Origin of the sequence: Streptomyces sp. NBC_00038, assembly GCF_026343635.1 — a bacterium.
GTDB lineage: Bacteria > Actinomycetota > Actinomycetes > Streptomycetales > Streptomycetaceae > Streptomyces.
This window is the reverse complement of sequence record NZ_JAPELQ010000001.1, coordinates 6693757-6716545: the sequence shown is the minus strand read 5'-3', so window position 1 is coordinate 6716545 and position 22789 is coordinate 6693757. Positions and strand designations below refer to the sequence as shown.

Genomic DNA, 22789 nt, shown 5'->3' with positions numbered 1-22789 from the left:
CGGAATACGCAATTATGCCCGGGGGGTGATCGCCTACTCAATAGAGGGGAAGCGGCGAAGAGTTGACGGACTTGCTCCGCTACGCTCCCCCACTCCCCCTTTTGTGCTCCTTTACGCTCCCGCGTTTTCCTTGACGGTGATCCTGCCCTTGCGGATCGTCGCAAGCCGCGGGGCCTTCTTCGCGATGGCGGAGTCGTGCGTGACCATGATGAAAGTGAGCCCGTGCTCCTTCCACATGGTTTCCAGTACGTCCATGATCTCGTCGCGCATCGACTCGTCGAGGTTGCCGGTCGGTTCGTCGGCGAGCAGCACCTTCGGCTGCTTGACCAGGGCGCGGGCGATCGCGACGCGCTGCTGCTGACCGCCGGACAGCTCGGCGGGCAGATGCCCGAGCCGCTCCTCCAGGCCCACCGACGCCAGCGCGTCGGCGGCCCGCTGCCGCCGGTCCTTCGCCTTCACACCGAGGGGTACGAGGGCGGTCTCCACGTTCTCCTGGGCGGTGAGCGTGGGAATCAGGTTGAAGCTCTGGAAGACGAAGCCGATGTTCTCGGCGCGCACCTTGGTGAGCCTCGCCTCGGACAGTTTCGCCATGTCCGTGCCGTCGAGTTCGACGCTGCCCTCGGTGGGCCGGTCGAGCCCGCCGAGCATCTGGAGAAGGGTGGACTTTCCGCCGCCGGTGGGGCCCTGGATGACCAGCCGGTCGCCCGAGGCGATCGTCAGGTCGACACCGGCCAGCGCGTCGATCGTGTCCTTGCCCCGCGAATAGCGCTTGGTGACGCCTCTGAGTTCGTACATGGAACAACTCCTGGTTATGCGTAAGAGGGTTGGCCGCGAGAGCCTGCGGGGCCGGACTACTCGACGCGGCGCAGGGCGTCCGCGGGACGCAGCCGGGAGGCGCGCCAGCCGCCGAAGGCACCGGCGATCAGACCGCCGGCGACAGCGAGGCCGACGGCGACAGCGATCGTGTTGAGGCTGACGGGCGCGCTGAGTGCGACGTCGAGGGTCGAGGACGCCGCCTCACGGGCGGCACCGAAGCCGCCACCGCCACCGGGGCCACCACCACCGGGACCGGCTGCCGCGGCGCTCGAACTGCCCACCTCCGCCTGCAGGGTGGGGCTGATCTCGGTGACGACGAAGGCGCCCGCGAGACCGACCGCGATACCGAGGGCACCGCCGACCAGACCGTTGACGATGGCCTCACCGACGACCTGGCGGGTCACCCGGCTCGACTTCCAGCCGAGCGCCTTGAGGGTGCCGAACTCGCGGACGCGCCGGGAGACGGCCGAGGAGGTGAGCAGACCGGCGACCAGGAACGCGGCGATGAGCACCGCGATCGACAGCCACTTGCCCACGTTCGAGGCGAGGTCGGAGGCGGTCGAGAGGGAACCGGAGACGGTGTTCGCGAGGTCGGCGGAGGTGGTGACCGTCGTACCCGAGATGTTCTTCTGGATGGTGCTCTTGACGCTGTCGATCTGCTGCGAGTCGGACGCCTTGACGTAGATCGTGGTGACCTTGTCCTTGGAGTCGCTGAGCGTCTGCGCCTGCTTGAGCGGGATGTACAGGTTGGCCGCCGCGTCACCGCTGTCGGGCGTCGCGATGCCGACGACCTTGTACTTGACGCTCTTGATCGTGACGGTGTCGTTGAGAACGAGCTTGTTCTCCTTGGCGTACGAGGTGTCGACGACGACGACCTTGGCGTCCGTCTCGGACGCCGTGAACGTACGGCCGCTGGTGATCTTCGAAGAGGTCAGCGGGCCGAGCTCCGGCTTGGTGACGTCGGTGCCGTAGACGGTGTAGCTGTTGACGTCGAACTCGGCGCCGCCGCCCTCGACCCGGCCCTGGGGAGCACCGGTGCCGCCACCGTTGCCACCGCCACCGCCGCCACCGGGGGCAGCGGTCGCGCCCTCGTCCTGCTGGAACTGGCCCTGCCGGAACTCGCCGTTGACCTTGACGACCTGGAGGCTCAGCCCGCCGACGGAGTCCGCGACGCCCGCCTGGGAGTCGACCTTGGTGACCGTGCTGGAGGCCAGGGTCTGGAAGCCCTGGACCATCACGCGGTCGCTGCTCTGCTCGGCGTCACCCTCGTTCGCGTCGAAGTTGAAGCGCGGGCGCTCGCTGGTGTCCGTCTGAGCCGCGGCAGCCTTCGTGACCGTCATGTCCGTACCCAGTCCGTACAGCGACTGGAGGACCTTGCCCTGGGCCTTCTCCATGCCCGAGGACACGGAACTGACCACGATGACCAGGGCGATGCCCAGGGCGAGCCCGGAGGCGACGACGAGGGCCGCCTTTCTGCGGCGGCGCAGTTCGCGCCTCAGGTAGGTGAAGAACATGGCCGCAAGCTAGGTACGGCGCGTGATGATGGCATAAGGCCGAGATAAGAGAATGATGAGAAGGCTGTGACGGGCCGGGAGTTCACCTGTGGGCAACCCCAGAAGCCTGTGGAAACGCGTCGGCGGCGACAGCTCGTGAGAGCTGCCGCCGCCGACGGTGGAACGAAGGGGTCAGACTGCCGAACCGGCGGTCCACGCCGCCCAGTCCAGGTTCCAGCCGTTGAGGCCGTTGTCCGGGGCGATGGTCTTGTCGCCGGTGTTCTGGACGACCACCACGTCACCGATCATCGAGTGGTTGTAGAACCAGGCGGCGGTCGTGTTCGGGTCGTTCGCGCCCTTCGTGTCCGACAGGCCCACGCAGCCGTGGCTGGTGTTGACGCTGCCGAAGACGGACTTGGCGCCCCAGTAGTTGCCGTGGATGAAGGTGCCGGAGGCGGACAGGCGGATGGCGTGCGGCACGTCCTTGATGTCGTACTCGCCCTTGCCGTCGTCGTCCGTGAAGCCCACGGTCGCGCCGTTCATGCGCGTCTCCTTGAACATCTCGGACATCACCATGACACCCTGGTACGTCTTGTTCTCGGGCGAACCGGCGGATATCGGGATGGTCTTGATGGTCTGCCCGTTCTGGGTGACCTTCATGGTCTTGGTCTTGGCGTCGACGATCGAGACCTGGTTGCGGCCGATCTTGAAGGTGACCGTCTTCTGCTGCACGCCGTACACACCGCTCGCGCCCTCGACACCGTCGAGGTTCAGCTTGAGGGTGACGGTGGAGCCGCCGGTCCAGTAGTCCTCGGGGCGGAAGTCCAGGCGGTTGGCGCTGAACCAGTGGCCGACGACCTGCTGGCCGCTGCTGGAGGTGACCGTGATGCCCTTCTGCACGTCGGCCTTGTTCGTGATCGACTTGTCGAAGTTGATCGAGACCGGCATGCCGACGCCGACGGTGGAGCCGTCCTCCGGCGTGAAGTTGCCGATGAAGCTGTTGGCCGGGGAGACCGTGGTGAACGACGCGTTCTCGTGGGCGACGCGGCCCTCGGAGTCGGCGGCCTCGGCCGTGACCTTGTACGTGGTGGAGCGCTCCAGCTGACCGGTGGGCGCCCAGCTCAGCTTGTCGGCGGATATCTCGCCGGCGACGGCGGTGCCGTCCGCGGTCTCCATGGTCACGTCCGTGAGCGTGCCCTTGCTCACGGTGACCTTGGCGGCGTTGTTGATGGAGGCGTTGTCGGAGCCGTCCTTCGGCGTGATCGTGATCGATGCCTCGGAGGTCTTCTTGGCGGCGGCCTCGTCAGCCTGGGCCTGGGCGCTGCTGGTGTTCCCACCGTCACTGCCCGTGGCCTTGTCGTCGCTCCCGCTGCACGCAGAGAGCACCAGCACCCCGCCGAGCAGCGCGGACGCGACCATCAGGCCCCTGCGCCGCTTACTGTCCGTCATCACACGCTTCTCCATCGTTGCCGAATCCCCAAAACCCAAGAGAGCCCCGTAAGAACTTTCAACGCTACGACCGGTTCGTCCCGTTCCACATCCCGTGGAAGTGTGGGGCACACCACGTCGGATCCCCATGGGGCGAGTGGTGCGGATGTGGTCAGTGCTTCCTCTGAGACGACGAAACCCCGGACGGCGGTTGCCGCCCGGGGTCACGATTTCCCCAAGAAGCGTCAGCCGACGCCGACTTCCTCGTCGTCCTCGGCGTCATCATCCTCGTCGAGATCCCAATCCGGCGAATCGGGGTCGTACTCGATCGGCTCGCTGCTCCACGAGGCCTGGGCGAGTTCGATCCCGGGCACCTCGCTGACCAGGTCGAACGGGTCGACGAGATAGGCGAGGGCCTCGGCAGTGTCTTCCGTCACTGCGTTCTCGGCGTGCGTCCGCTCGTCGGCAGGCATGCCGGTGTCCTCGGCGATCCGCCGCAACGCGGCCTTGGCGACGGCATCGGCGTCGTCGACTTCAAGCACCAGTTCGACACGAAGCCGTACAAACCGTGCTGTCTCAGGTGTACTCATGGGAGGGAGCGTACGACCCACAGGTTCCGCGACTTTCCCACGACCCGCGCCTTTCATTAGCATCGGTCCACACGGCCAATTCGCCAGCGCCACAAGGGGATCGATATTTCGTGTCCGCCGCACGTCGATCGTTGCTGACCGCCACTGCCGCGGGGACCCTCCTGGGGGCCCTGTGGTTCGTCCCGTCCGCCAACGCGACCCAGGACGAGACCGTCCAGCACGTCTCGACGTCCACCAGCGCATCACCCACTCCATCGGCCGGTTCCTCGACGACGACCACCGTGGACGGGACCTCCACGGACTCCTCGGAGTCGGGCGGTGACCAGGCCCAGCTGGCCGACACCGGAAGCGTCGACACGACGCCGTACGTCATAGGCGGCACGCTCTTTCTCGGCCTGGGGGCCGGGTTCGTGACGTATTCGGTGCGCCGTGAGCGCACGGTGGCCTACTGAGCGAGGTGCTGCGGCGCCCGTACCCATCGGGGAACCCATGCGAGACCTGACCGAGCTGACCGATGTCGAGGATCCGGCGTGGCCGGCCCTCTCGGAGAAGCTCTCCACGACGAACTCCGTGTCCCTGGAAGTGCTCCCGGTGGACCCGGCGCACGGCCGCGGGACCCTGCTCCAGCTGCAGATCACGGCCCGGTCCTGGCTGGGCGCGTTCGCGCTCAACTGCGGCGGGGTGGTGCTGGACAGCGGATGGCTGCGCATCTACGGCAGTCCGGGCGACGGCACACCGGCGGGCCCGCCCGGCCTCGCCGAGGTCAACGAATTCCCCGAGCGCTTCGATCCCACGTGGCGGCCGGACGGCGGGCTCGTCATCGGCCATGACGTCCTGGGCGGCGTCTTCGTCCTCAACGGCCCCACCCCCGAAGCCGACGGAAGACCCGGCCAACCCGGCGAGATGATCTACTTCGCGCCGGACTCGCTGCGCTGGGAGGCCCTCGAAGTGGGCCACGGCGACTGGCTCAACTGGCTTCTGAGCGGCGGCATGGAGCAGTTCTACGACACCCTGCGCTGGCCCGGCTGGCGCGGCGAGTCCGGCGCCCTGACCGGCACCCAGGGCCTCTCCGTCTTCCCGAACCTCTGGTCCGCCGAGGCCCGCCGCGATCTCACGGCCACCACCCGCCGCGCGGCCCCCCTCGCCGAACTCCTCGACCTCCACCGCAGCTCCGCCCTCAAACTCGACTCGGTCGACCCGGGGTTCTTCGGCGAGGTGAACGACTGAGCCGCTCGTCCGGCAAAGCCGAAGGGGGTGTCGTACGGACCGATCCGGCCCGTACGACACCCCCTTCGGCGCGTACGCCTGTCACCTACGCGGCCCGGCGACCGCCACCGCCCTGACCGCCACCTTCGGTGCGGCGCTGCGGGGCGCGGCCACGGCCGCCCGCGCGGCTCGCGCCCGCGGCGCCACCGGCCTCGGTGCGACGACCACCGGCGCGCTGGGGCTGACGGCCCTGCGACTCCGTACCGGCACCCTGGGCCCGGCCGCCGTTACCCGTTCCCTGGGCGCGGCCACCGTTGCCCGCGCCCTGCCCGCGGCCACCCGTACCACCCGTTCCCTGCGGACGACGGGCTCCGCCGCCCACCCGGGGGCGGGACTTGGGCCGCTTGGGCTGTTCGGCGACCTGAGGCACCTCGATGACCACGGGGACACCAGAGGGCTCCTTGGCCCCGGTGATACGCGTCAGCTCCGCGTCGCTGGAGGTGACCCGGGCGGTGCGCGGGGTGATGCCGGCGTCCGACATCAGACGGGTCATCTCCCGCTTCTGCTCCGGGAGTACGAGGGTGACGACGCTGCCGGACTCGCCCGCACGGGCCGTACGGCCGCCGCGGTGCAGGTAGTCCTTGTGGTCGGTCGGCGGGTCGACGTTGACCACGAGGTCGAGGTCGTCGATGTGGATGCCGCGGGCGGCCACGTTGGTGGCGACCAGCGCGGTGACCTGACCGGTCTTGAACTGGTCGAGCGTGCGGTTGCGCTGCGGCTGGCTGCGCCCGCCGTGCAGCGCGGAAGCGCGGACTCCGTTGGCGAGCAGTCGCTTTGTGAACCGGTCGGCACCGCGCTTGGTGTCGACGAAGAGGATCACCCGGCCGTCACGCGCCGCGATCCGCAGCGCCACGGCCTTCTTGTCGGTCTCGTCGGCGACATGCAGCACGTGGTGCTCCATGGTGGTCACCGCACCCGCCGACGGGTCCACGGAGTGGACGACGGGGTCGGTGAGGAACATCTTGACGAGGCGGTCGATGTTCTTGTCGAGCGTCGCCGAGAAGAGCAGCCGCTGACCGCCCGGCTCGACCTGCTTGAGCAGCGCCGTGACCTGCGGCATGAAGCCCATGTCGGCCATCTGGTCGGCCTCGTCGAGGACGGTGATGGAGACCTGGCCGAGCGTGCACTCGCCGCGCTCGATGAGGTCCTTGAGCCGCCCGGGGGTGGCCACGAGCACCTCGGCACCGCGCCGCAGCGTCCCGGCCTGACGGCCGATCGACATTCCGCCGACGGCCGTTGCGATACGCAGGTTCACAGCGGTCGCGTACGGCGTCAGCGCGTCGTTGACCTGCTGCGCGAGCTCACGCGTGGGGACGAGCACGAGCGCGAGGGGCGCCTTGCTCTCGGCCCGGCGGCCCGCGGTGCGGGCCAGCAGGGCGAGGCCGAAGGCGAGCGTCTTGCCGGAGCCGGTGCGGCCCCGGCCGAGAACGTCGCGCCCGGCAAGGGCGTTGGGCAGGGTCGCGCCCTGGATCGGGAAGGGCTCGGTGACACCCTGGGCAGCCAGGGTCTTCGTCAGCGCGGCCGGCATGTCCAGCGCGTCGAAGGACTCGACGGCGGGCAGTGCGGGCGTGATGCTCTCGGGCAGCGAGAACTCCTGCGGCGGCGCGACCTTGCGGGCCCCGCCCTTGTTGCCGGCGCCACGGCCGGTGTTCCTCGCGGAGGCGGAGGAGCCGGTCTGGGTACCGCGTGCGTTCGCCGGCCTCTTACGGACGGGACGTTCGGATCGAGTCATGCTGGATCTGGATTTCCTTCCTGGGCCACACGGACAGCACACGCGCACAGCGCGAGCCGGGGCCCGCACCCGAAGGTGCGGGGCCCCGGCTCTGGAAAAGCGCTTCCCCTGAATTAGGCGGGGACGATGTTCTCCGCCTGCAGGCCCTTCTGGCCCTGCGCGACGTCGAACGAGACCTTCTGGCCCTCCAGCAGCTCACGGAAGCCGGAGCTGGCGATGTTGGAGTAGTGAGCGAAGACGTCGGGGCCGCCGCCGTCCTGCTCGATGAAGCCGAAGCCCTTTTCCGCGTTGAACCACTTCACGGTGCCTGTAGCCATGTTTTTCTCCTGAATAGGTAGGGGCCCCAATCCGGAGATGCACCGGGAAAAGCCGGAGATGCCGGTAAAACAAAACGCGCCTGCGGAAGATTCCGATCAGGCGCACAAAGTAAATGGGTACCAAAAACGTATCAATGTGACAGTAGCACACCTCTGAGCACCTCCGGGCCCCGAAAGACCCGGACGTGACGAGGACCACCGTACAGCCGACGGCGGCCCCCGCCATGTAGGACTTCCGACTGCTAGGCCAGCGGACCGGTCACCGGCTCCACGGCCGCGACCACCTGCCCCGCGCGCACGAACGCGTCCGCCGCCGCCAGGTCCGGGGCGAGGAAACGGTCGGGGCCGGGGCCCTGGACGCCTGCCGCGCGGACGGCCTCGATGACCGCCTGCGACGCCGGGGCCGGTGTGAGGCCCTCGCGGAGCTCGATCGCGCGCGTGGCGGCGTACAGCTCGATCGCGACGATGCGGGTGAGGTTGTCCACGGCGGTGCGCAGCTTGCGGGCGGCCGACCAGCCCATCGATACGTGGTCCTCCTGCATCGCGGAGGACGGGATGGAGTCGGCGGACGCCGGTACGGCGAGCCGCTTCATCTCGCTCACCAGTGCCGCCTGCGTGTACTGGGCGATCATCAGGCCCGAGTCGACGCCGGCGTCGTCCGCGAGGAACGGCGGCAGGCCGTGCGAGCGGTTCTTGTCGAGCAGCCGGTCGGTGCGCCGCTCGGCGATGGAGCCGAGGTCGGCGGCGGCGATGGCGAGGAAGTCGAGGACGTAGGCGACCGGGGCGCCGTGGAAGTTGCCGTTCGACTCCACGCGGCCGTCGGGGAGCACGACGGGGTTGTCGACGGCGGAGGCCAGCTCGCGCTCGGCGACCGTGCGGGCGTGCGCGAGGGTGTCGCGTCCGGCGCCGGCGACCTGCGGGGCGCAGCGCACGGAGTAGGCGTCCTGGACGCGCGGGGCGCCGTCCTGGTGGTGCCCGGTGAGCTCCGAACCCTTCAGTACGGCCAGCATGTTGGCGGCCGCGGCGCTCTGGCCGGGGTGCGGGCGGATGGCGTGCAGTTCGGGGGCGAGGACCTTGTCGGTGCCGAGGAGTGCTTCGAGCGACAGGGCGGCCGTCACATCGGCCGACTTATAGAGGGTCTCCAGGTCGGCGAGGGCCATGACCAGCATGCCGAGCATGCCGTCGGTGCCGTTGAGGAGGGCGAGGCCTTCCTTCTCACGCAGCTCGACCGGGGTGATGCCGGCCTCGGCGAGCAGCTCGCCCGCGGGCCGCACGGTACCGTCCGGGCCCTCCGCGTCGCCCTCGCCCATGAGGGTCAGCGCGCAGTGGGACAGCGGGGCCAGGTCGCCGGAGCAGCCGAGCGAGCCGTACTCGTGGACGACCGGGGTGATACCGGCGTTCAGGATGTCGGCCATGGTCTGCGCGACCTCGGGCCGCACGCCGGTGTGCCCCGAGCAGACGGTCTTGAGCCGCAGGAACATCAGCGCGCGGACGACCTCGCGCTCGACGCGCGGGCCCATCCCGGCGGCGTGCGAGCGGACGATGTTGCGCTGCAGCTGGGCGCGGAGTTCCGGGCTGATGTGCCGGCTCGCGAGGGCGCCGAACCCGGTGGAGACGCCGTAGACGGGCTCCGGCTTCGCGGCCAGCGCGTCCACGATCTCGCGGGCAGCGGCGAGGGCCGCCACCGCCTCGCCGGAGAGCTCGATCCGGGCGCCGGCGCGCGCCACGGCGAGAACGTCGGACGCGGTCACCCCGGACGTCCCCACCACCACAGTGTGCATATCCATATTCAGGAGCGTACGCAGTGAATTCGATGATGTCACTACTGGGTGCCGGGTTGACCCCTTACCTCTCCTCCGTGTTCCGCGGCCCCGGGCGCCCTCGGAAGCGGCGCCGCTCCCCCGCCCCCTCCTTGGACGGCGCGTCGGCGAGGCGTACGACCGGGTCGTCGGGGCCCTCGCGCCCGGCGACGACGGGCTTCGCGGCCCGAACGGCCTTCGCGCGGTACTGGGCGGCGTCGGCGAGCCGGAACAGCCGCCTCGCCGAGCGCACCGGCCCGATCGGATCCTCGGTCGAGGCGACCCCGCAGGCCACCCCCTCACCGAGCTCCAACTCGGCGGCCCTGCGGCAGAGTTCGTCGGCGACCCGGACGACCTCGTCGGCGGCCGGGCCCACCGCGAGGAGGCAGAACTCGTCGCCGCCGAGCCGGGCCGTGAGGGTACCGGGGAGCATCGCGCCGCACAGGGACAGCACGGACCCGAAGCGTTCGAGGAGCCGGTCGCCGACCGCGTGCCCCCGGGTGTCGTTGACCCGCTTGAGCCCGTTGAGGTCGCAGACGACGAGACTGACCACGACCTTCTCGTCCTCCTTGTGGCGTTCGATCGCCTCGTCGAGCCGTACGTCGACGGCGCGGCGGTTGGCGAGACCGGTGAGGGCGTCCGTGAACGCCAGCCGCCTGGCCTCCTCCAGCCGCTCGGTCTGGGCGATCCCTGCCGCCACGACCGAGGCCAGGACGGTCGCGAAGTCGGCGTCGGCCCGTTCGAAGACGGGGGCTCCCGCCGGGCGGGCCACGTACAGCTCGCCCCAGGCTCGGCCGTGCAGCACGATCGGGGCGACGACACAGCAGCCTCGGCCGCGCCTGCGCAGGGCGGCGACGCGCTGATGGCAGTACCCGGCGGGGCCGCCCGCCGGGCCCTCCGCGGTCTCGACCCAGGCGTCGGGCTCGCCGCCTCCGGCCCACCGCTCGTGCAGGAACTCGGTGATCTCCGGGAACTGGTGCACCGGGTAGGCCTCCCCCTCCGGGAACTCCTCCTCGCCCTCCGCCCGCTCCCCCACGTTCGCCAGAACGCGCAGCCGGCCGAGCTCCCGCTCCCATACGGAGAGCGCGGCGAAGCTGCCGTCGAGGGCGTGGCAGGCCCCGAGTGCCGCGGCCCGCCAGGACTCGCGCGGGGTGTGCGCCGCCGCCATCCCCTGCGCAAGCTCCACCACGGCCCTCAGCCGTCTGTCCTCACCCATCACTCCAGGCTAGGTAAAATCCCGGCATTTCGGGACATTGATACGGCGAACAGGGGTCCGGGGCGGGGGTTCTGTCGGGTTTTTTCGCCCCCTCCGCCCCTACCCGTCCCTCGTTCCTGGGGCTCCGCCCCAGACCCCGCTCCTCAAACGCCGGAGGGGCTGAAAATCTTGCCCGAGCCGGAAATTCTTTAGCCCGTCCGGCGTTTGAGGACGAGCCCTTCGGGCGATCGGGGGTCTGGGGGCGGAGCCCCCAGGAACAAGGGACGGGTAGGGGCGGAGGGGGCGAAAAACGCCTACGCCCCCGGCCACTCCGGCGTGCGCTTCTCGTTGAAGGCCGCCACACCCTCCGCCCGGTCCCCGGAGAAGGCGACGGACCGCCACGCGGCGTCCTCGACCTCGAGCCCGGCCCGGAGGTCGAGACCGTGGCCGAGCCGAAGCGCCCGCTTGGCCGCACGCAGCCCGACGGGAGAGTTCCCGGCGATCCGGGCGGCGAGGGCAAGCGCCTCCTCGCGATCCCGCCCCGCATCGACCAGCTCATCGACAAGCCCCAACTCCCGCGCCTCAGCCGCCTCCAGCCGCCGCGCCGAGAAGATCAGCTCGGCCGCCCGAGCGGCCCCGACCCGGCGCGGCAGCAACTGCGTACCGCCCCCACCGGGAATCACCCCGACCGACACCTCTGGCAGCCCGACCACCGCCGTACGGTCGGCCACGATCAGATCGCAGGACAGCGCCAGCTCGAACCCGCCACCCAGCGCGAACCCGTGCACAGCGGCGACGGTCGGCATCGGCAGCTCCAGAACCCCGGTGTACGCGGCCCGCGCGACGGGCCGCTGGCGCACCAGCTCGGCGTCGGTGAGGGAGTTCCGTTCCTTCAGGTCGGCGCCGACGCAGAAGGCCCGCTCATGGGTCGAGGTCAGCACGACCACGCGCACGTCCCGGTCGGCGGCGAGCGCCTCGCAGGCACCGGCGATGGCGCGGGCCATGTCCGTGGACACCGCGTTCATGGCCTTCGGCCGGTCGAGGACGAGCTCCGCGACGTACCCGTGCCGCCGTACGGCGACGAACTCCCCGAACCGCCGCTCGCCCCCCTGCTCCAGCTCCGCCATGACGCCCTCCTGGTTAACGCGGGTTAACTGCCGACTCCTCGATCATCGCAGGAGCCACCGCCCACCGGAACCCACCCCCACACCCCCGCACCCCCGTCTCCCCGTTCGGGTGACACCCCGCCCAACTCCCGGCCCCCGCCCTCACCCGCCGCATAACCTGCGCACCGCCGCAGCGCATCGGGGAGCGCGGGCACCTTGGGGAGGTATGACCATGACGGACCGGGAGACGACACGTGGGCGGCATCGCAGGCCCCGCCCGCGACGAGTGCTCTTTGCCGTGGGCGGACTCGCGCTGGCGGCAGGGGCGTTGAGCCTCGTGAGGATGGCGCCGGAGTCGATGATCGGGGGCATGGGGGCCCCGGACGCGGAGCCGACCTCGGGCACCGTCACCGACACGGCGGGCAATGCCGCCGCGAACGTCGAGGCCGTGCCCTCGGCGCGTCCGGTGGCCGCCACGACGCCCGCCGTGATGGGCGGGGAGAGCGCGCTGCCGGCCCCGGGCGTGAGCCTCGCGCCGACACCGGCACCGACGCCGACGCGATTCGTGACGGCCCCGTCGACGCCTGTCAGCGTCCCCGTGGGCGGCACGCCGGACACGACCGGCAATCCCACGGGCCCGGCGCCGGCTCCCGCGGCGCCGCGGCCACCGGCAGCGACCACCGCCGCACCTGCCCCGAGCGCGACCGCCCCCGCTCCGGGCGCGAAGCCCGAGCCCCCGGGCCTGTGCGTACCCGTCGTCGGGCTCTGCGTGAACGGTCTGGCCGAGCCGCTCGGATCCCTCGCCGGACCCCGCTAGGAGTCCGTGCCTGCGACGGTGCCTACGCCTCGGTGTCGCGGCGGGCGAGCAGCCACGGTTCGACCACGCCGAGGCCGCGCACCGGGCGCTGCCACATCGGCTGGAGGGCGAAACGGTAGGAGGGCGGTTCCTCGCCCTCCTTCTCCGCGGCGGCCGCTGCCTCGGCGGCCTCCGCTTCCGAGGCGGGCGCGTCGCCGGTGCGGACCAGTTCCTCCGCGAAGGCGCCGTCCACCAGGACGGCGTCCCGTGGCGCTATCGAGGTGAGGCGGCTCGCGAGGTTCACCGTCGTACCGAACACGTCGCCCATCCGGGTCGTCACCGTGCCGAAGGCGATGCCGACGCGCAGTTCCGGCATGGTCTCGTCGTTCGCCATCGTCTCGATGAGGCGCAGCGCGATCTCGGCGGCGACCCCGGCGTCGTCGGCGGCGTACAGGACCTCGTCGCCGAGTGTCTTGATGAGCCGGCCCCCGTGCGCGGCCACCAGGTCGGCGGCCGTGGTCTCGAAGGCCTCGACCAGTTCGCCGAGTTCCTCCTCCTCCATGCGGCGCGTCAGCCGCGTGAACCCGACGAGGTCCGCGAAGCCGACGGCGAGCCGGCGGTCGACCATCTCCTCGTCGTCCCCGGCCTGCACGACCCGGCCGGTCGCGGCGGCGAGCTGGCGGCGCCAGACGTAGACGAGGAACTCCTCCAGCTCGGGCAGGAGCAGTTCCATCAGGGGGTACGTCACCTCGGTGCGCGTCATCCCCGGTTCCGGGGGCTCGGTGAGGCCCGCCAGGAAGGAGTCGATCTGCCATTCGGCGAGGCGGGCGGTGGTCTGGCCGGTGGAACGGGCCACCTGGACCGCCATCGCCTCGCTCAGCAGGCCCGCCTCGACGAGGCCCGCGAGGCGGCGCAGGGCGAGGACGTCGGCTTCCGTGAGCGCCTTGGCCTGGCCGATGTCGGCGAAGCCCATGGCCCGCCAGAAGCGGGAGGCCAGCTCCATGGAGACGCCTGCGCTGCGGGCCGCCTGGAAGGGGGTGTACCGGCGCTCGGCGCCGAGGATCAGCTGCTCCAGGCGTAGCGCCAGCGGGTCCTCGCCGGAGTCCTGGTCCTCGTGTGCGTCCACCCGTACGGCGCCTTCGTTGGACCTGTGGGTGACCGACCCGGCGGTACGGCCCGGCTCGGCGTCGGGGGCGGGGTCTGCACCCGTACCGGAACCGGTGTCGTCGACGGTCACGCCTGCTGCCCTTCCGATCTGCCACGGTCAGGTATCGACCGCGCTCAACTCTACGGCAGGTGTGGGCTGGCTCACTCCTGACGCGGGTGTGTGCACGGGGCCGGCCTTGGGGTTTTTCGCCCCCTCCGCCCCTTCCCGTCCCGTTTCTGGGGGCTGCCGCCCCCAGACCCCCGCATCGCGCTGACGCGCTCGTCCTCAAACGCCGGACGGGCTAAAAGATCTCCCCCCGGCCGGGGCGAAAAACCCGCCCTCAGCCCCCCACCGCCCGCAGATGCACGATGTCCCCCGCCCCCACCGGCTCCTGCACCCCTTCCTCCGTGGCCAGAACCAACCGCCCGTCCCCGTCCACGGCCACCGCCTCCCCGCTGATCGACCGCCCCCCGGGCAGCTCGGCCCGCACCACGCGCCCGAGCGTCGCGCACCCGGCGGCGTACGTCTCCTGAAGGCCGGACGCGACAGGGTCACCGCCCGCGTCGCGCCAGCGCTCGTACCACTGGGCGAGTGAGCGAAGGACGGCTCGCAGGACGGTGTCACGGTCCGTGGTCGCCGCGCCCGCGAGGGCGAGGGACCCGGCCCCGGGGACGGGGAGTTCGTCCTCGCGCAGCGTGACGTTGATGCCGACGCCCACCACGACCGCGTCGGTCCCGGCCCGCTCGGCGAGAATGCCGCCGGCCTTGCGCTCCGCACCGTCCACGGTCACCAGCAGGTCATTGGGCCACTTGAGTGCCGTATCGACGCCGGCGGCCCGCGAGAGACCGGTCGCCACCGCGACCCCGGTGAGCAGCGGCAGCCATCCCCAGCGCTCGACGGGCACCTGGGCCGGCTTCAGCAGGACGGAGAAGAAGAGGCCGGAGCGGGCCGGTGCCGTCCACTGCCGGTCGAGGCGTCCGCGCCCGGCGTTCTGCTCCTCGGCGACCAGTACCGCGCCCTCGGCGGCCGTTCCCGCGGTGGCGAGGGCGACGAGGTCGGAGTTGGTCGACCCGGTGCGGGCGACCACCTCGATGCCGGACCAGAGGCTCCCGTCCCGTACCAGCGCCTTGCGCAGGGCAACCGCGTTGAGCGGCGGACGGTCCAGGTCGGACCACTGGTTGTCGTTGGCGTCTGATGCATCTCGCGGCGTCATGCAACCCACCCTAGGTGTGGTAAACGCCGCACTGCCGAACCGTATCGCCGCCACTACCCTACGAGTCAGTAGCAAACTCCTGAGCAGCATCCTTAACAGCATCGTTGAGCAGAACGCGCCACAGAGCGCTCAGTAGCACCCTTGAGTACGTCACCCTCACGTCCCCATTGAGCAGGCAGGGAGCCGCATCCCGATGTCCGAGCCGGAAGAGCTGCACCACCCCGACATCCACACCACCGCGGGCAAAATCGCGGACCTGCAGCGCCGTATCGAGGAGGCGACGCACGCCGGCTCGGCACGCGCCGTCGAAAAGCAGCACGCCAAGGGCAAGTTGACGGCCCGTGAGCGGATCGAGCTGCTCCTCGACGAGGGGTCGTTCGTCGAGTTCGACGAGTTCGCACAGCACCGCTCCAGCGACTTCGGCCTGGAGAAGAACCGTCCGTACGGAGACGGTGTGGTCACCGGGTACGGCACGGTCGACGCCCGCCCCGTCGCCGTGTTCTCACAGGACTTCACCGTCTTCGGCGGCGCCCTCGGAGAGGTCTTCGGCCAGAAGATCATGAAGGCGATGGACTTCGCGCTGAAGACGGGCTGCCCGGTCATCGGCATCAACGACTCGGGCGGCGCCCGCATCCAGGAAGGTGTCAGCGCGCTGGGCATGTACGGCGAGATCTTCCGCCGGAACACCCACGCGTCCGGGGTCATCCCGCAGATCTCGCTGGTCGTCGGCCCGTGCGCTGGCGGCGCGGTCTACTCCCCCGCGATCACCGACTTCACGATCATGGTCGACCAGACCTCGCACATGTTCATCACGGGGCCCGACGTCATCAAGACGGTGACGGGCGAGGACGTCGGCTTCGAGGAGCTCGGCGGCGCCCGCACGCACAACGCGGTGTCCGGCGTGGCCCATCACATGGCGGGCGACGAGAAGGACGCCATCGAGTACGTCAAGCAGCTGCTGTCGTACCTGCCGTCCAACAACCTCAGTGAGCCCCCGGTCTTCCCGGAGGAGGCGGACCTCACCGTCACCGACGAGGACCGCGAGCTGGACGTGATCGTGCCGGACAGCGCGAACCAGCCGTACGACATGCACACGGTGATCGAACACGTACTGGACGACGCCGAGTTCTTCGAGACGCAGGCGCTGTTCGCGCCGAACATCCTCACCGGGTTCGGGCGGGTCGAGGGCCACCCGGTCGGCATCGTCGCCAACCAGCCGATGCAGTTCGCGGGCTGCCTGGACATCGACGCGAGCGAGAAGGCCGCGCGCTTCGTCCGGACGTGCGACGCCTTCAACGTCCCGGTCATCACGTTCGTGGACGTCCCGGGCTTCCTCCCCGGCGTCGACCAGGAGCACACCGGCATCATCCGCCGCGGCGCCAAGCTGATCTACGCCTACGCCGAGGCGACCGTCCCCCTCATCACGGTCATCACCCGCAAGGCCTTCGGCGGCGCGTACGACGTCATGGGGTCCAAGCACCTGGGCGCCGACCTCAACCTCGCCTGGCCCACGGCCCAGATCGCGGTGATGGGCGCGCAGGGCGCAGTCAACATCCTGCACCGCCGCACCATCGCCGCGACTCCCGCGGAGGAGCAGGAGGCGACCCGGGCCCGCCTCATCCAGGAGTACGAGGACACGCTCCTGAACCCGTACACAGCGGCCGAGCGCGGCTACATCGACGGCGTGATCATGCCGTCCGACACCCGCGCCCATGTCGTACGCGGCCTGCGTGCGCTGCGTACGAAGCGGGAGTCACTGCCTCCGAAGAAGCACGGCAACATCCCCCTCTAGGCCCCCTCCAGACCCTGAAACGCTTGGGAGCGGTTATGACGATCAAGGTCGTACGGGGCAACCCGACCCCGGAGGAGCTGGCCGCCGCACTGGCGGTGGTCCGCGCGCGCGCCGCGGCGGCGGCCTCGGCCCCGCCCGGCGCGCCCGGGGCAAGCGACTCGTGGGCCGACCCGGCCCGCATCGCCACGCGCCGGCTGCCCCAGCCGGGGCCGACGGCGTGGGGCCGCACGTACTGGCCCGGCTAGACGGGCTCTAGAGCAGTTTCGCGAGGGCTTCGGCCATCACCGCGTACCCCGCGTCGTTGGGGTGCAGGTGGTCGCCGAAGTCGTACGCCGGGTGCAGCCGGTCCGGGTCGGCCGGGTCGGCCAGTACGCGGTTCAGTTCCAGCGCCGCGTCCCACTCACCGGCGCCGCGGATCCACTCGTTCACCTCGTGGCTCACCTTCGCCGCGCGCTCGCCCCAGTGGTCGGAGCCGCCGAAGGGGAGGAGGGTGGAGCCGATCACCCGCAGGCCCCGGGCACGCGCCTGCCGTATCAACTCCCGGTAACCGTCGACGAGTTCACCGGCCTCCACGACCGGTGCGGGCTTGTACGTGGGCTGTTCGCCAGTCTCGCTGAAGCCGATGTCGTTGAGCCCCTGGAGCACGACGAGTGTGCCCACGCCCTGGTGGTCGAGGACGTCGCGTCCGAGTCGGCGGATGCCCTTCTCGCCGTACCAGGCCGAGTCGTTGAGCAGCAGGTTCCCGCCGATGCCCGCGTTGAGGACGGGGTGTCCGGTGCGTTCGGCGAGCGCGTCCGACCAGCGGCGGTTCGCGCCCGGGGTCGAGCCGAAGCCGTCCGTGATGGAGTCCCCGAAGAGCGCGACGGCGTCCCTGCGGCCTGCGTCGACCTCGACGGCCGAGAGGAAGTACCAGGACTCGGACGAAGCGTCGAAAGCCTGGCCCCCGACGTCCGCCAGGCGGTCGCCCGGAGCCCGGTAGCTGGTCGCGAAGGCCTGTGCATGGAAGGTCGCGGGGCCGGTGACGGCGTCGAGGTGGAGGGTGACGGTCACCGACTCCAGGGGTTCCAGGGCGAGTTCGGCCGGGTCGCTGACGGCGAGGCCGCGCGCGGGGATCTCGGCCGAGGCGTCCCCGCCGAAGGTGAGCCGCCGTACCGAGCCGGGCTCGACGGCGGCCTCTTCGCCGGCCCGGGCCACGGTGGCGCCCGCGATCCGCAGCGGCGAGGTGCCGTACGCGTTGGACAGCCGGACACGGATCCGGTCGCCGCCCGCGGTGAGGCGTACGGCCTGGCGCAGCGACTGGCGCCAGAAGCCCTCCTGCGACCAGTTGGGGGTGAAGCCCTCGGCGGGGAGCTGGGGCGATGCGGTCCAGGCGGTGGTGAACACGGCGGCTTGCCTCCATTAAAGGGACCAGGGTTCCTTTAGCAACGCTCACGACGGTAACAGGAGGTCACGCGTGAAAGGAACCCAAGACCCGTTTACGCGAGACGTGCGCAAGTTGAGTACGCGTACTCAGGCGCCCGGCCCTTCGCCGTCGCACGATCGAAGACATGCTGTGGTCCGACCCCGAGAACGAGCCCCCCAAGGAACTCCGCGACACTCAGGACATGTTGCGGCGCCTTGGCGTTCTCGTGGCGCTGGCCATGGTGCTCGCGATGGTCGTCCTCGGAGTGATGTGAGCACCCTCCACATGACGCCGAGGACGATCACCGCTGCGGCGATACCCTGATCGCATGACTGATCAGCCGCGTCGCCGTCTCGTGCTCGCCTCGCAGTCCCCCGCCCGTCTCAACCTGCTGCGGCAGGCCGGACTCGCCCCCGAGGTGATCGTGAGCGGGGTCGACGAGGAGGCCGTCAACGCACCGACCCCCGCCGAACTCGCCCTGGCGCTGGCCGAGGCGAAGGCCTCCGTGGTGGCGGCGAAGCCCGAGGTGCAGGGCGCCCTGGTGATCGGCTGCGACTCGGTCCTCGACCTGGACGGCGAGGCGTACGGCAAGCCCGCCGACGCCGAGGAGGCCACCGCCCGCTGGAAGTCGATGCGCGGCCGCGCCGGGACACTCCAGACGGGCCACTGCGTCTACGACACGGCGGCCAAGCGCTACGCCTCGGCGACCGCGTCCACCGTGGTCCACTTCGGCGACCCGAGCGACGCCGAGATCGCCGCGTACGTCGCCTCGGGCGAACCCCTCTACGTGGCCGGGGCGTTCACCCTCGACGGCCGCTCGGCCCCGTTCATCGACGGCATCGACGGCGACCACGGCAACGTGATCGGGATCTCGCTGCCGCTGGTGCGCCGCCTGCTGGCCGAACTGGGCGTCGGCATCACGGAGTTGTGGACGCCGCGGGAGAAGTGACCCGGAGCGGGATCAGGAGGCCGAGGGGGCCGGAGGGGCCACGACCGGTGCCCCTCCGTTGTCTCCGTTCCCGCCCTTCTCGGGCGCGGCGTCGACCGGGCCCGCCGGGCGGTCGAACGCCAGGAGCGTGAACACGATCAGCGCGAGCCCCACCATCATGAAGGCGAACGCGCCCCAGCCCACCAGGCCCACCGTGAAGGCGCCCAGCAGTCCGTGCACCACCGCGGCGCTGACGAGGAGGACGCGGCCGAAGAGGCCCGGCGCCCGGTCGCGCACGGCGGCGAGCAGGGCGGTGACCCCGCACAGCGCGAAGTAGGCGCCGAAGACCAGGCCTCCGACCTTCGACGAGATGGACATCATGTCCGGGTCGAGCCCCGCCAGGGACATGTCCTGGTTGTCGACGACAGTGCCGAGCAACCAGTTCAGCAGCGCGATGCCGATCGCCTCCACGAAGAGCACGATCGCCGCCACCCACGCAACCGGTCTGCGCACCACCGGTCCCCACCCGCTTCCGTGTGCTGTTACCCCTAGTACGTTCGAGTACATCCTGAACGCTACTAACGGGTAAACCTCGGGACAAGGGTTCTGCCGAGGGCAAAGAATCATTGGGCCATTCGTAGGGACTCGACAAAGAAACCCTGTGGCGCGCAGCACTGACTCACAGAGACCTCGGCCACACAGGAGGGCTAGGGTTCAGGGAAGGGATCCCGTGTGCCGTGGCGCGACAAGGGATTTCACGGGTCGAGCGCGCCTCGAATCACACTCCGTGTGGGCAAGCTCACCATTGGGGACGGGTCGAAAGGTCGTGTCGGCAGTCCCTAAACTCGGCTTGTTTCAAGGAGGGAGCCATCGTGCGCAAGGTGCTCATCGCCAACCGTGGCGAAATCGCTGTCCGCGTGGCCCGGGCGTGCCGGGATGCCGGTATCGCGAGTGTTGCCGTCTATGCGGAACCGGACCGGGACGCTCTGCATGTCCGTGCGGCGGACGAGGCGTTCGCGTTGGGCGGTGACACCCCGGCCACCAGCTACCTGGACATCGCCAAGGTGCTCCAGGCCGCCAAGGATTCGGGGGCGGACGCCATCCACCCCGGTTACGGCTTCCTTTCCGAGAACGCGGACTTCGCCCAAGCCGTGCTGGACGCGGGCCTGGTGTGGATCGGGCCGCCGCCGCAGGCCATCCGCGATCTGGGTGACAAGGTCGCCGCCCGGCACATCGCGCAGCGCGCCGGCGCCCCGCTGGTGGCCGGCACACCCGACCCGGTGTCCGGTGCCGACGAGGTCGTCGCGTTCGCGCAGGAGCACGGGCTGCCGATCGCGATCAAGGCTGCCTTCGGCGGCGGCGGGCGCGGTCTGAAGGTCGCCCGCACGCTCGAAGAAGTGCCGGAGTTGTACGACTCGGCAGTCCGCGAGGCGGTCGCCGCCTTCGGGCGCGGGGAGTGCTTTGTGGAGCGCTACCTCGACAAGCCCCGGCATGTGGAAACGCAGTGCCTGGCCGACTCCCACGGCAACGTGGTCGTGGTCTCCACCCGGGACTGCTCGCTGCAGCGCCGGCACCAGAAGCTGGTCGAGGAGGCGCCCGCGCCCTTCCTCTCCGACGCCCAGGTCGAGGAGCTGTACTCCTCCTCCAAGGCGATCCTGCGCGAGGCCGGCTATGTCGGTGCGGGCACGGTCGAGTTCCTGGTCGGCACCGACGGCACGATCTCCTTCCTGGAGGTCAACACCCGCCTCCAGGTGGAGCACCCGGTGACCGAGGAGGTCGCGGGCATCGACCTGGTGCGCGAGATGTTCCGCATCGCCGACGGCGAGGAACTCGGCTACGGCGACCCCGAACTGCGCGGGCACTCCTTCGAGTTCCGCATCAACGGCGAGGACCCGGGGCGCGGTTTCCTGCCCGCCCCCGGCACCGTGACCGTCTTCGACCCGCCGTCGGGGCCGGGCGTCCGGCTGGACGCGGGCGTGGAGTCCGGCAGCGTCATCGGCCCGGCCTGGGACTCGCTCCTCGCCAAGCTGATCGTCACCGGCGCCACCCGCGAGCAGGCCCTGCAGCGGGCCGCCCGCGCGCTGGCGGAGTTCAATGTGGAGGGCATGGCCACCGCCATCCCCTTCCACCGCGCGGTCGTCATCGACCCCGCGTTCGCTCCCGAACTCACCGGTTCCGACGGCCCGTTCACGGTGCACACCCGGTGGATCGAGACCGAGTTCGTCAACGAGATCCCGGCCTTCGCCGCTCCGGCGGACACCGAGGCCGAGGACGAGGCCGACCGCGAGACGATCGTCGTCGAGGTCGGCGGCAAGCGCCTCGAGGTCTCGCTGCCCTACTCGCTGGGCATGTCGCTGGCCCGCACGGGTCTGGCGGCGGGTGCCAAGCCCAAGCGGCGGGCGGCGAAGAAGTCCGGGCCTGTGGCCTCGGGCGACACCCTCGCCTCGCCGATGCAGGGGACCATCGTCAAGGTCGCCGTCGAGGAGGGCCAGGAGGTCAAGGAAGGCGACCTGGTCGTCGTCCTGGAGGCCATGAAGATGGAGCAGCCTCTCAACGCCCACCGCTCCGGCACCATCAAGGGCCTCAGCGCCGAGGTCGGCGCCTCGCTGACCTCCGGCGCCGCCATCTGCGAGATCAAGGACTGACGGCCCCTGCGTCCCACCCGTACGAGACGGTCGTACGGCATCCCGAAGCGCCTGTCGGACTGGAGCAGTCAGTCCGCCGGGCGCTTCGGCGTTCTCCTCCGGTCGTGCGGCCGGAGGTGGTCAGCGGCGGCGCAGGTCCGCCACCCTTGCCCGCTCCCCGGGGGACTGCTCGCCCAGGACCGTGGCCGAGCGCAACTGGGGTGCCGAGCCGGGGACTTGGCCGCGGCGCGGGCCCGGGAGCGGCATGTCCCGGCGTGGCTGACGCCCCGCCGGGACGGGATCGCCTCCCGCGCCGCCACCTGCGGATGACCCGGCCACCGTGATCTGTACGCCCTGATCGGCCAGGGCCTGCAGTTCGGTGAGGGCACGGTCGTCGTGGGCGGGGGGATCGTCGGTGACCAGGCGGGTGATCAGGTCGGTCGGGACCGTCTGGAACATCGTGTCCGTACCGAGCTTGGTGTGGTCGGCGAGGACGACGACCTCCGCGGCGGCCTGGACGAGCGCCCGGTCGACCGAGGCCGACAACATGTTGGACGTGGACAGGCCGCGCTCGGCGGTCAGCCCGCTTCCGGAGAGGAAGGCCCGGGAGACCCGCAGCCCCTGGAGGGACTGCTCGGCACCGGAGCCGACCAGGGCGTAGTTGGAACCGCGCAGGGTGCCGCCGGTCATCACGACTTCCACCCGGTTGGCATGGGCCAACGCCTGTGCCACCAGGAGGGAGTTGGTGACGACGGTCAGCCCGGGTACCCGCGCGAGCCGACGGGCCAGCTCCTGCGTGGTGGTCCCCGCGCCCACCACGATGGCCTCGCCCTCTTCGACGAGACCCGCGGCGAGATCGGCGATGGCCGTCTTCTCAGCGGTCGCGAGATGCGATTTCTGCGGAAAGCCGGATTCTCGCGTGAACCCGCCCGGCAATACCGCACCGCCGTGCCGGCGGTCGAGGAGTCCTTCTGCCTCCAGTGCGCGCACGTCCCGCCGTACGGTCACTTCGGAGGTCTGGACGACGCGGGCGAGCTCACGGAGCGACACGGCCCCATTCGCTCGCACCATTTCGAGGATCAATTGGCGACGTTCTGCAGCGAACACGAAACTGACAGTAACCCCAACGACCGTCTGCTTTCAGC

Annotated in this window: 22 protein-coding genes; 8 read left to right on the top strand and 14 right to left on the bottom strand. The window is 70.6% G+C overall.

All coding sequences use genetic code 11. The features are described from left to right. Positions 1 to 111: 111 nt before the first annotated feature. From OG219_RS30520 to OG219_RS30505, 4 genes are all read right to left on the bottom strand, one after another. Positions 112 to 795: an ABC transporter ATP-binding protein gene (locus OG219_RS30520; RefSeq protein ID WP_266831837.1), complete on the bottom strand. Its 684-nt coding sequence runs from the start codon at positions 793 to 795 to the stop codon at positions 112 to 114. Positions 796 to 851: 56 nt separating this feature from the next. Further along, positions 852 to 2330, bottom strand: coding sequence for an ABC transporter permease (locus OG219_RS30515; RefSeq protein ID WP_266831835.1), 1479 nt, complete (start codon positions 2328 to 2330; stop codon positions 852 to 854). 171 nt (positions 2331 to 2501) lie between these two features. Next, a complete protein-coding gene (locus tag OG219_RS30510) occupies positions 2502 to 3773 on the bottom strand; it encodes an Ig-like domain-containing protein (protein WP_266831833.1) in 1272 nt (423 codons plus the stop codon). Positions 3774 to 3982: 209 nt separating this feature from the next. After that, the gene (locus tag OG219_RS30505) at positions 3983 to 4327 is read right to left on the bottom strand and encodes a hypothetical protein (RefSeq protein ID WP_266831831.1); all 345 of its coding nucleotides are present in this window, start codon (positions 4325 to 4327) and stop codon (positions 3983 to 3985) included. A 110-nt stretch (positions 4328 to 4437) separates the two neighbouring features. Here OG219_RS30505 and OG219_RS30500 point away from each other — a divergent pair, with 110 nt between their 5' ends. Together OG219_RS30500 and OG219_RS30495 are read left to right on the top strand one after the other, a co-directional pair. Then, a complete protein-coding gene (locus tag OG219_RS30500; protein ID WP_266831829.1) occupies positions 4438 to 4779 on the top strand; it encodes a hypothetical protein in 342 nt (113 codons plus the stop codon). Between the two features lie 37 nt (positions 4780 to 4816). Then, positions 4817 to 5554 (top strand): DUF2625 family protein, encoded by a 738-nt coding sequence (locus OG219_RS30495; RefSeq protein ID WP_266831827.1) that lies wholly within the window; start codon positions 4817 to 4819, stop codon positions 5552 to 5554. Between the two features lie 85 nt (positions 5555 to 5639). Here the strand turns inward: OG219_RS30495 and OG219_RS30490 are convergent, their stop codons facing one another. The 5 genes from OG219_RS30490 to OG219_RS30470 all read right to left on the bottom strand — a co-directional run bounded on the left by OG219_RS30490 (position 5640) and on the right by OG219_RS30470 (position 11763). Beyond that, positions 5640 to 7325, bottom strand: coding sequence for a DEAD/DEAH box helicase (locus OG219_RS30490; protein WP_266831825.1), 1686 nt, complete (start codon positions 7323 to 7325; stop codon positions 5640 to 5642). Between the two features lie 113 nt (positions 7326 to 7438). Continuing rightward, positions 7439 to 7642 carry a cold-shock protein gene (locus tag OG219_RS30485; RefSeq protein WP_266455269.1) on the bottom strand — a complete coding sequence of 68 codons (204 nt, stop codon included), beginning with the start codon at positions 7640 to 7642 and terminating at the stop codon, positions 7439 to 7441. A gap of 242 nt (positions 7643 to 7884) precedes the next feature. Beyond that, positions 7885 to 9423 carry a histidine ammonia-lyase gene (gene hutH, locus OG219_RS30480; RefSeq protein ID WP_266836285.1) on the bottom strand — a complete coding sequence of 513 codons (1539 nt, stop codon included), beginning with the start codon at positions 9421 to 9423 and terminating at the stop codon, positions 7885 to 7887. A gap of 64 nt (positions 9424 to 9487) precedes the next feature. Next, positions 9488 to 10657, bottom strand: a complete 1170-nt coding sequence (locus OG219_RS30475; protein ID WP_266831823.1) for a diguanylate cyclase — start codon at positions 10655 to 10657, stop codon at positions 9488 to 9490. 293 nt (positions 10658 to 10950) lie between these two features. After that, positions 10951 to 11763, bottom strand: coding sequence for an enoyl-CoA hydratase/isomerase family protein (locus tag OG219_RS30470; protein ID WP_266831821.1), 813 nt, complete (start codon positions 11761 to 11763; stop codon positions 10951 to 10953). 349 nt (positions 11764 to 12112) lie between these two features. On the opposite strand from OG219_RS30470, the gene OG219_RS30465 reads away from it, so the two are divergent. After that, complete coding sequence (locus OG219_RS30465) at positions 12113 to 12559, top strand: hypothetical protein (RefSeq protein WP_266831819.1); 447 nt, start codon at positions 12113 to 12115, stop codon at positions 12557 to 12559. Between the two features lie 22 nt (positions 12560 to 12581). Here the strand turns inward: OG219_RS30465 and OG219_RS30460 are convergent, their stop codons facing one another. Together OG219_RS30460 and OG219_RS30455 are read right to left on the bottom strand one after the other, a co-directional pair. After that, positions 12582 to 13775: an adenylate/guanylate cyclase domain-containing protein gene (locus OG219_RS30460; protein WP_266831817.1), complete on the bottom strand. Its 1194-nt coding sequence runs from the start codon at positions 13773 to 13775 to the stop codon at positions 12582 to 12584. A gap of 250 nt (positions 13776 to 14025) precedes the next feature. Then, positions 14026 to 14898 carry a biotin--[acetyl-CoA-carboxylase] ligase gene (locus OG219_RS30455; protein WP_266831815.1) on the bottom strand — a complete coding sequence of 291 codons (873 nt, stop codon included), beginning with the start codon at positions 14896 to 14898 and terminating at the stop codon, positions 14026 to 14028. 193 nt (positions 14899 to 15091) lie between these two features. Between OG219_RS30455 and OG219_RS30450 the strand changes: the two genes are divergently transcribed. Then, positions 15092 to 16690 carry an acyl-CoA carboxylase subunit beta gene (locus OG219_RS30450; RefSeq protein WP_266831813.1) on the top strand — a complete coding sequence of 533 codons (1599 nt, stop codon included), beginning with the start codon at positions 15092 to 15094 and terminating at the stop codon, positions 16688 to 16690. Positions 16691 to 16725: 35 nt separating this feature from the next. Continuing rightward, positions 16726 to 16935: an acyl-CoA carboxylase epsilon subunit gene (locus OG219_RS30445; protein WP_266831811.1), complete on the top strand. Its 210-nt coding sequence runs from the start codon at positions 16726 to 16728 to the stop codon at positions 16933 to 16935. Positions 16936 to 16942: 7 nt separating this feature from the next. Here the strand turns inward: OG219_RS30445 and OG219_RS30440 are convergent, their stop codons facing one another. Further along, on the bottom strand, positions 16943 to 18073 hold the full coding sequence (locus OG219_RS30440) for an SGNH/GDSL hydrolase family protein (RefSeq protein WP_266831809.1): 1131 nt from the start codon (positions 18071 to 18073) through the stop codon (positions 16943 to 16945). A gap of 164 nt (positions 18074 to 18237) precedes the next feature. Here OG219_RS30440 and mmpB point away from each other — a divergent pair, with 164 nt between their 5' ends. Beyond that, the gene (gene mmpB / locus OG219_RS30435; RefSeq protein ID WP_266455295.1) at positions 18238 to 18366 is read left to right on the top strand and encodes a morphogenic membrane protein MmpB; all 129 of its coding nucleotides are present in this window, start codon (positions 18238 to 18240) and stop codon (positions 18364 to 18366) included. 54 nt (positions 18367 to 18420) lie between these two features. Continuing rightward, positions 18421 to 19041, top strand: coding sequence for a nucleoside triphosphate pyrophosphatase (locus OG219_RS30430; RefSeq protein WP_266831807.1), 621 nt, complete (start codon positions 18421 to 18423; stop codon positions 19039 to 19041). Positions 19042 to 19053: 12 nt separating this feature from the next. Here OG219_RS30430 and OG219_RS30425 read toward each other — a convergent pair whose 3' ends face one another. Continuing rightward, positions 19054 to 19536: a hypothetical protein gene (locus OG219_RS30425; RefSeq protein ID WP_266831805.1), complete on the bottom strand. Its 483-nt coding sequence runs from the start codon at positions 19534 to 19536 to the stop codon at positions 19054 to 19056. 356 nt (positions 19537 to 19892) lie between these two features. Between OG219_RS30425 and OG219_RS30420 the strand changes: the two genes are divergently transcribed. After that, positions 19893 to 21665, top strand: coding sequence for a biotin carboxylase N-terminal domain-containing protein (locus tag OG219_RS30420; RefSeq protein ID WP_266831803.1), 1773 nt, complete (start codon positions 19893 to 19895; stop codon positions 21663 to 21665). Between the two features lie 120 nt (positions 21666 to 21785). Here the strand turns inward: OG219_RS30420 and OG219_RS30415 are convergent, their stop codons facing one another. Next, positions 21786 to 22751 (bottom strand): DeoR/GlpR family DNA-binding transcription regulator, encoded by a 966-nt coding sequence (locus tag OG219_RS30415; RefSeq protein ID WP_266831801.1) that lies wholly within the window; start codon positions 22749 to 22751, stop codon positions 21786 to 21788. Positions 22752 to 22789: the final 38 nt, after the last annotated feature.

Excerpts from the sequence above, each read along its gene's own strand:
- OG219_RS30520 (WP_266831837.1), bottom strand. The coding sequence starts at position 795 with ATGTACGAACTCAGAGGCGTCACCAAGCGCTATTCGCGGGGCAAGGAC.
- OG219_RS30515 (WP_266831835.1), bottom strand. The coding sequence starts at position 2,330 with ATGTTCTTCACCTACCTGAGGCGCGAACTGCGCCGCCGCAGAAAGGCG.
- OG219_RS30510 (WP_266831833.1), bottom strand. The coding sequence starts at position 3,773 with ATGGAGAAGCGTGTGATGACGGACAGTAAGCGGCGCAGGGGCCTGATG.
- OG219_RS30505 (WP_266831831.1), bottom strand. The coding sequence starts at position 4,327 with ATGAGTACACCTGAGACAGCACGGTTTGTACGGCTTCGTGTCGAACTG.
- OG219_RS30495 (WP_266831827.1), top strand. The coding sequence starts at position 4,817 with ATGCGAGACCTGACCGAGCTGACCGATGTCGAGGATCCGGCGTGGCCG.
- OG219_RS30490 (WP_266831825.1), bottom strand. The coding sequence starts at position 7,325 with ATGACTCGATCCGAACGTCCCGTCCGTAAGAGGCCGGCGAACGCACGC.
- OG219_RS30485 (WP_266455269.1), bottom strand. The coding sequence starts at position 7,642 with ATGGCTACAGGCACCGTGAAGTGGTTCAACGCGGAAAAGGGCTTCGGC.
- hutH (WP_266836285.1), bottom strand. The coding sequence starts at position 9,423 with ATGCACACTGTGGTGGTGGGGACGTCCGGGGTGACCGCGTCCGACGTT.
- OG219_RS30475 (WP_266831823.1), bottom strand. The coding sequence starts at position 10,657 with ATGGGTGAGGACAGACGGCTGAGGGCCGTGGTGGAGCTTGCGCAGGGG.
- OG219_RS30470 (WP_266831821.1), bottom strand. The coding sequence starts at position 11,763 with ATGGCGGAGCTGGAGCAGGGGGGCGAGCGGCGGTTCGGGGAGTTCGTC.
- OG219_RS30465 (WP_266831819.1), top strand. The coding sequence starts at position 12,113 with ATGGGGGCCCCGGACGCGGAGCCGACCTCGGGCACCGTCACCGACACG.
- OG219_RS30455 (WP_266831815.1), bottom strand. The coding sequence starts at position 14,898 with ATGACGCCGCGAGATGCATCAGACGCCAACGACAACCAGTGGTCCGAC.
- OG219_RS30450 (WP_266831813.1), top strand. The coding sequence starts at position 15,092 with ATGTCCGAGCCGGAAGAGCTGCACCACCCCGACATCCACACCACCGCG.
- OG219_RS30445 (WP_266831811.1), top strand. The coding sequence starts at position 16,726 with ATGACGATCAAGGTCGTACGGGGCAACCCGACCCCGGAGGAGCTGGCC.
- mmpB (WP_266455295.1), top strand. The coding sequence starts at position 18,238 with ATGCTGTGGTCCGACCCCGAGAACGAGCCCCCCAAGGAACTCCGCGAC.
- OG219_RS30430 (WP_266831807.1), top strand. The coding sequence starts at position 18,421 with ATGACTGATCAGCCGCGTCGCCGTCTCGTGCTCGCCTCGCAGTCCCCC.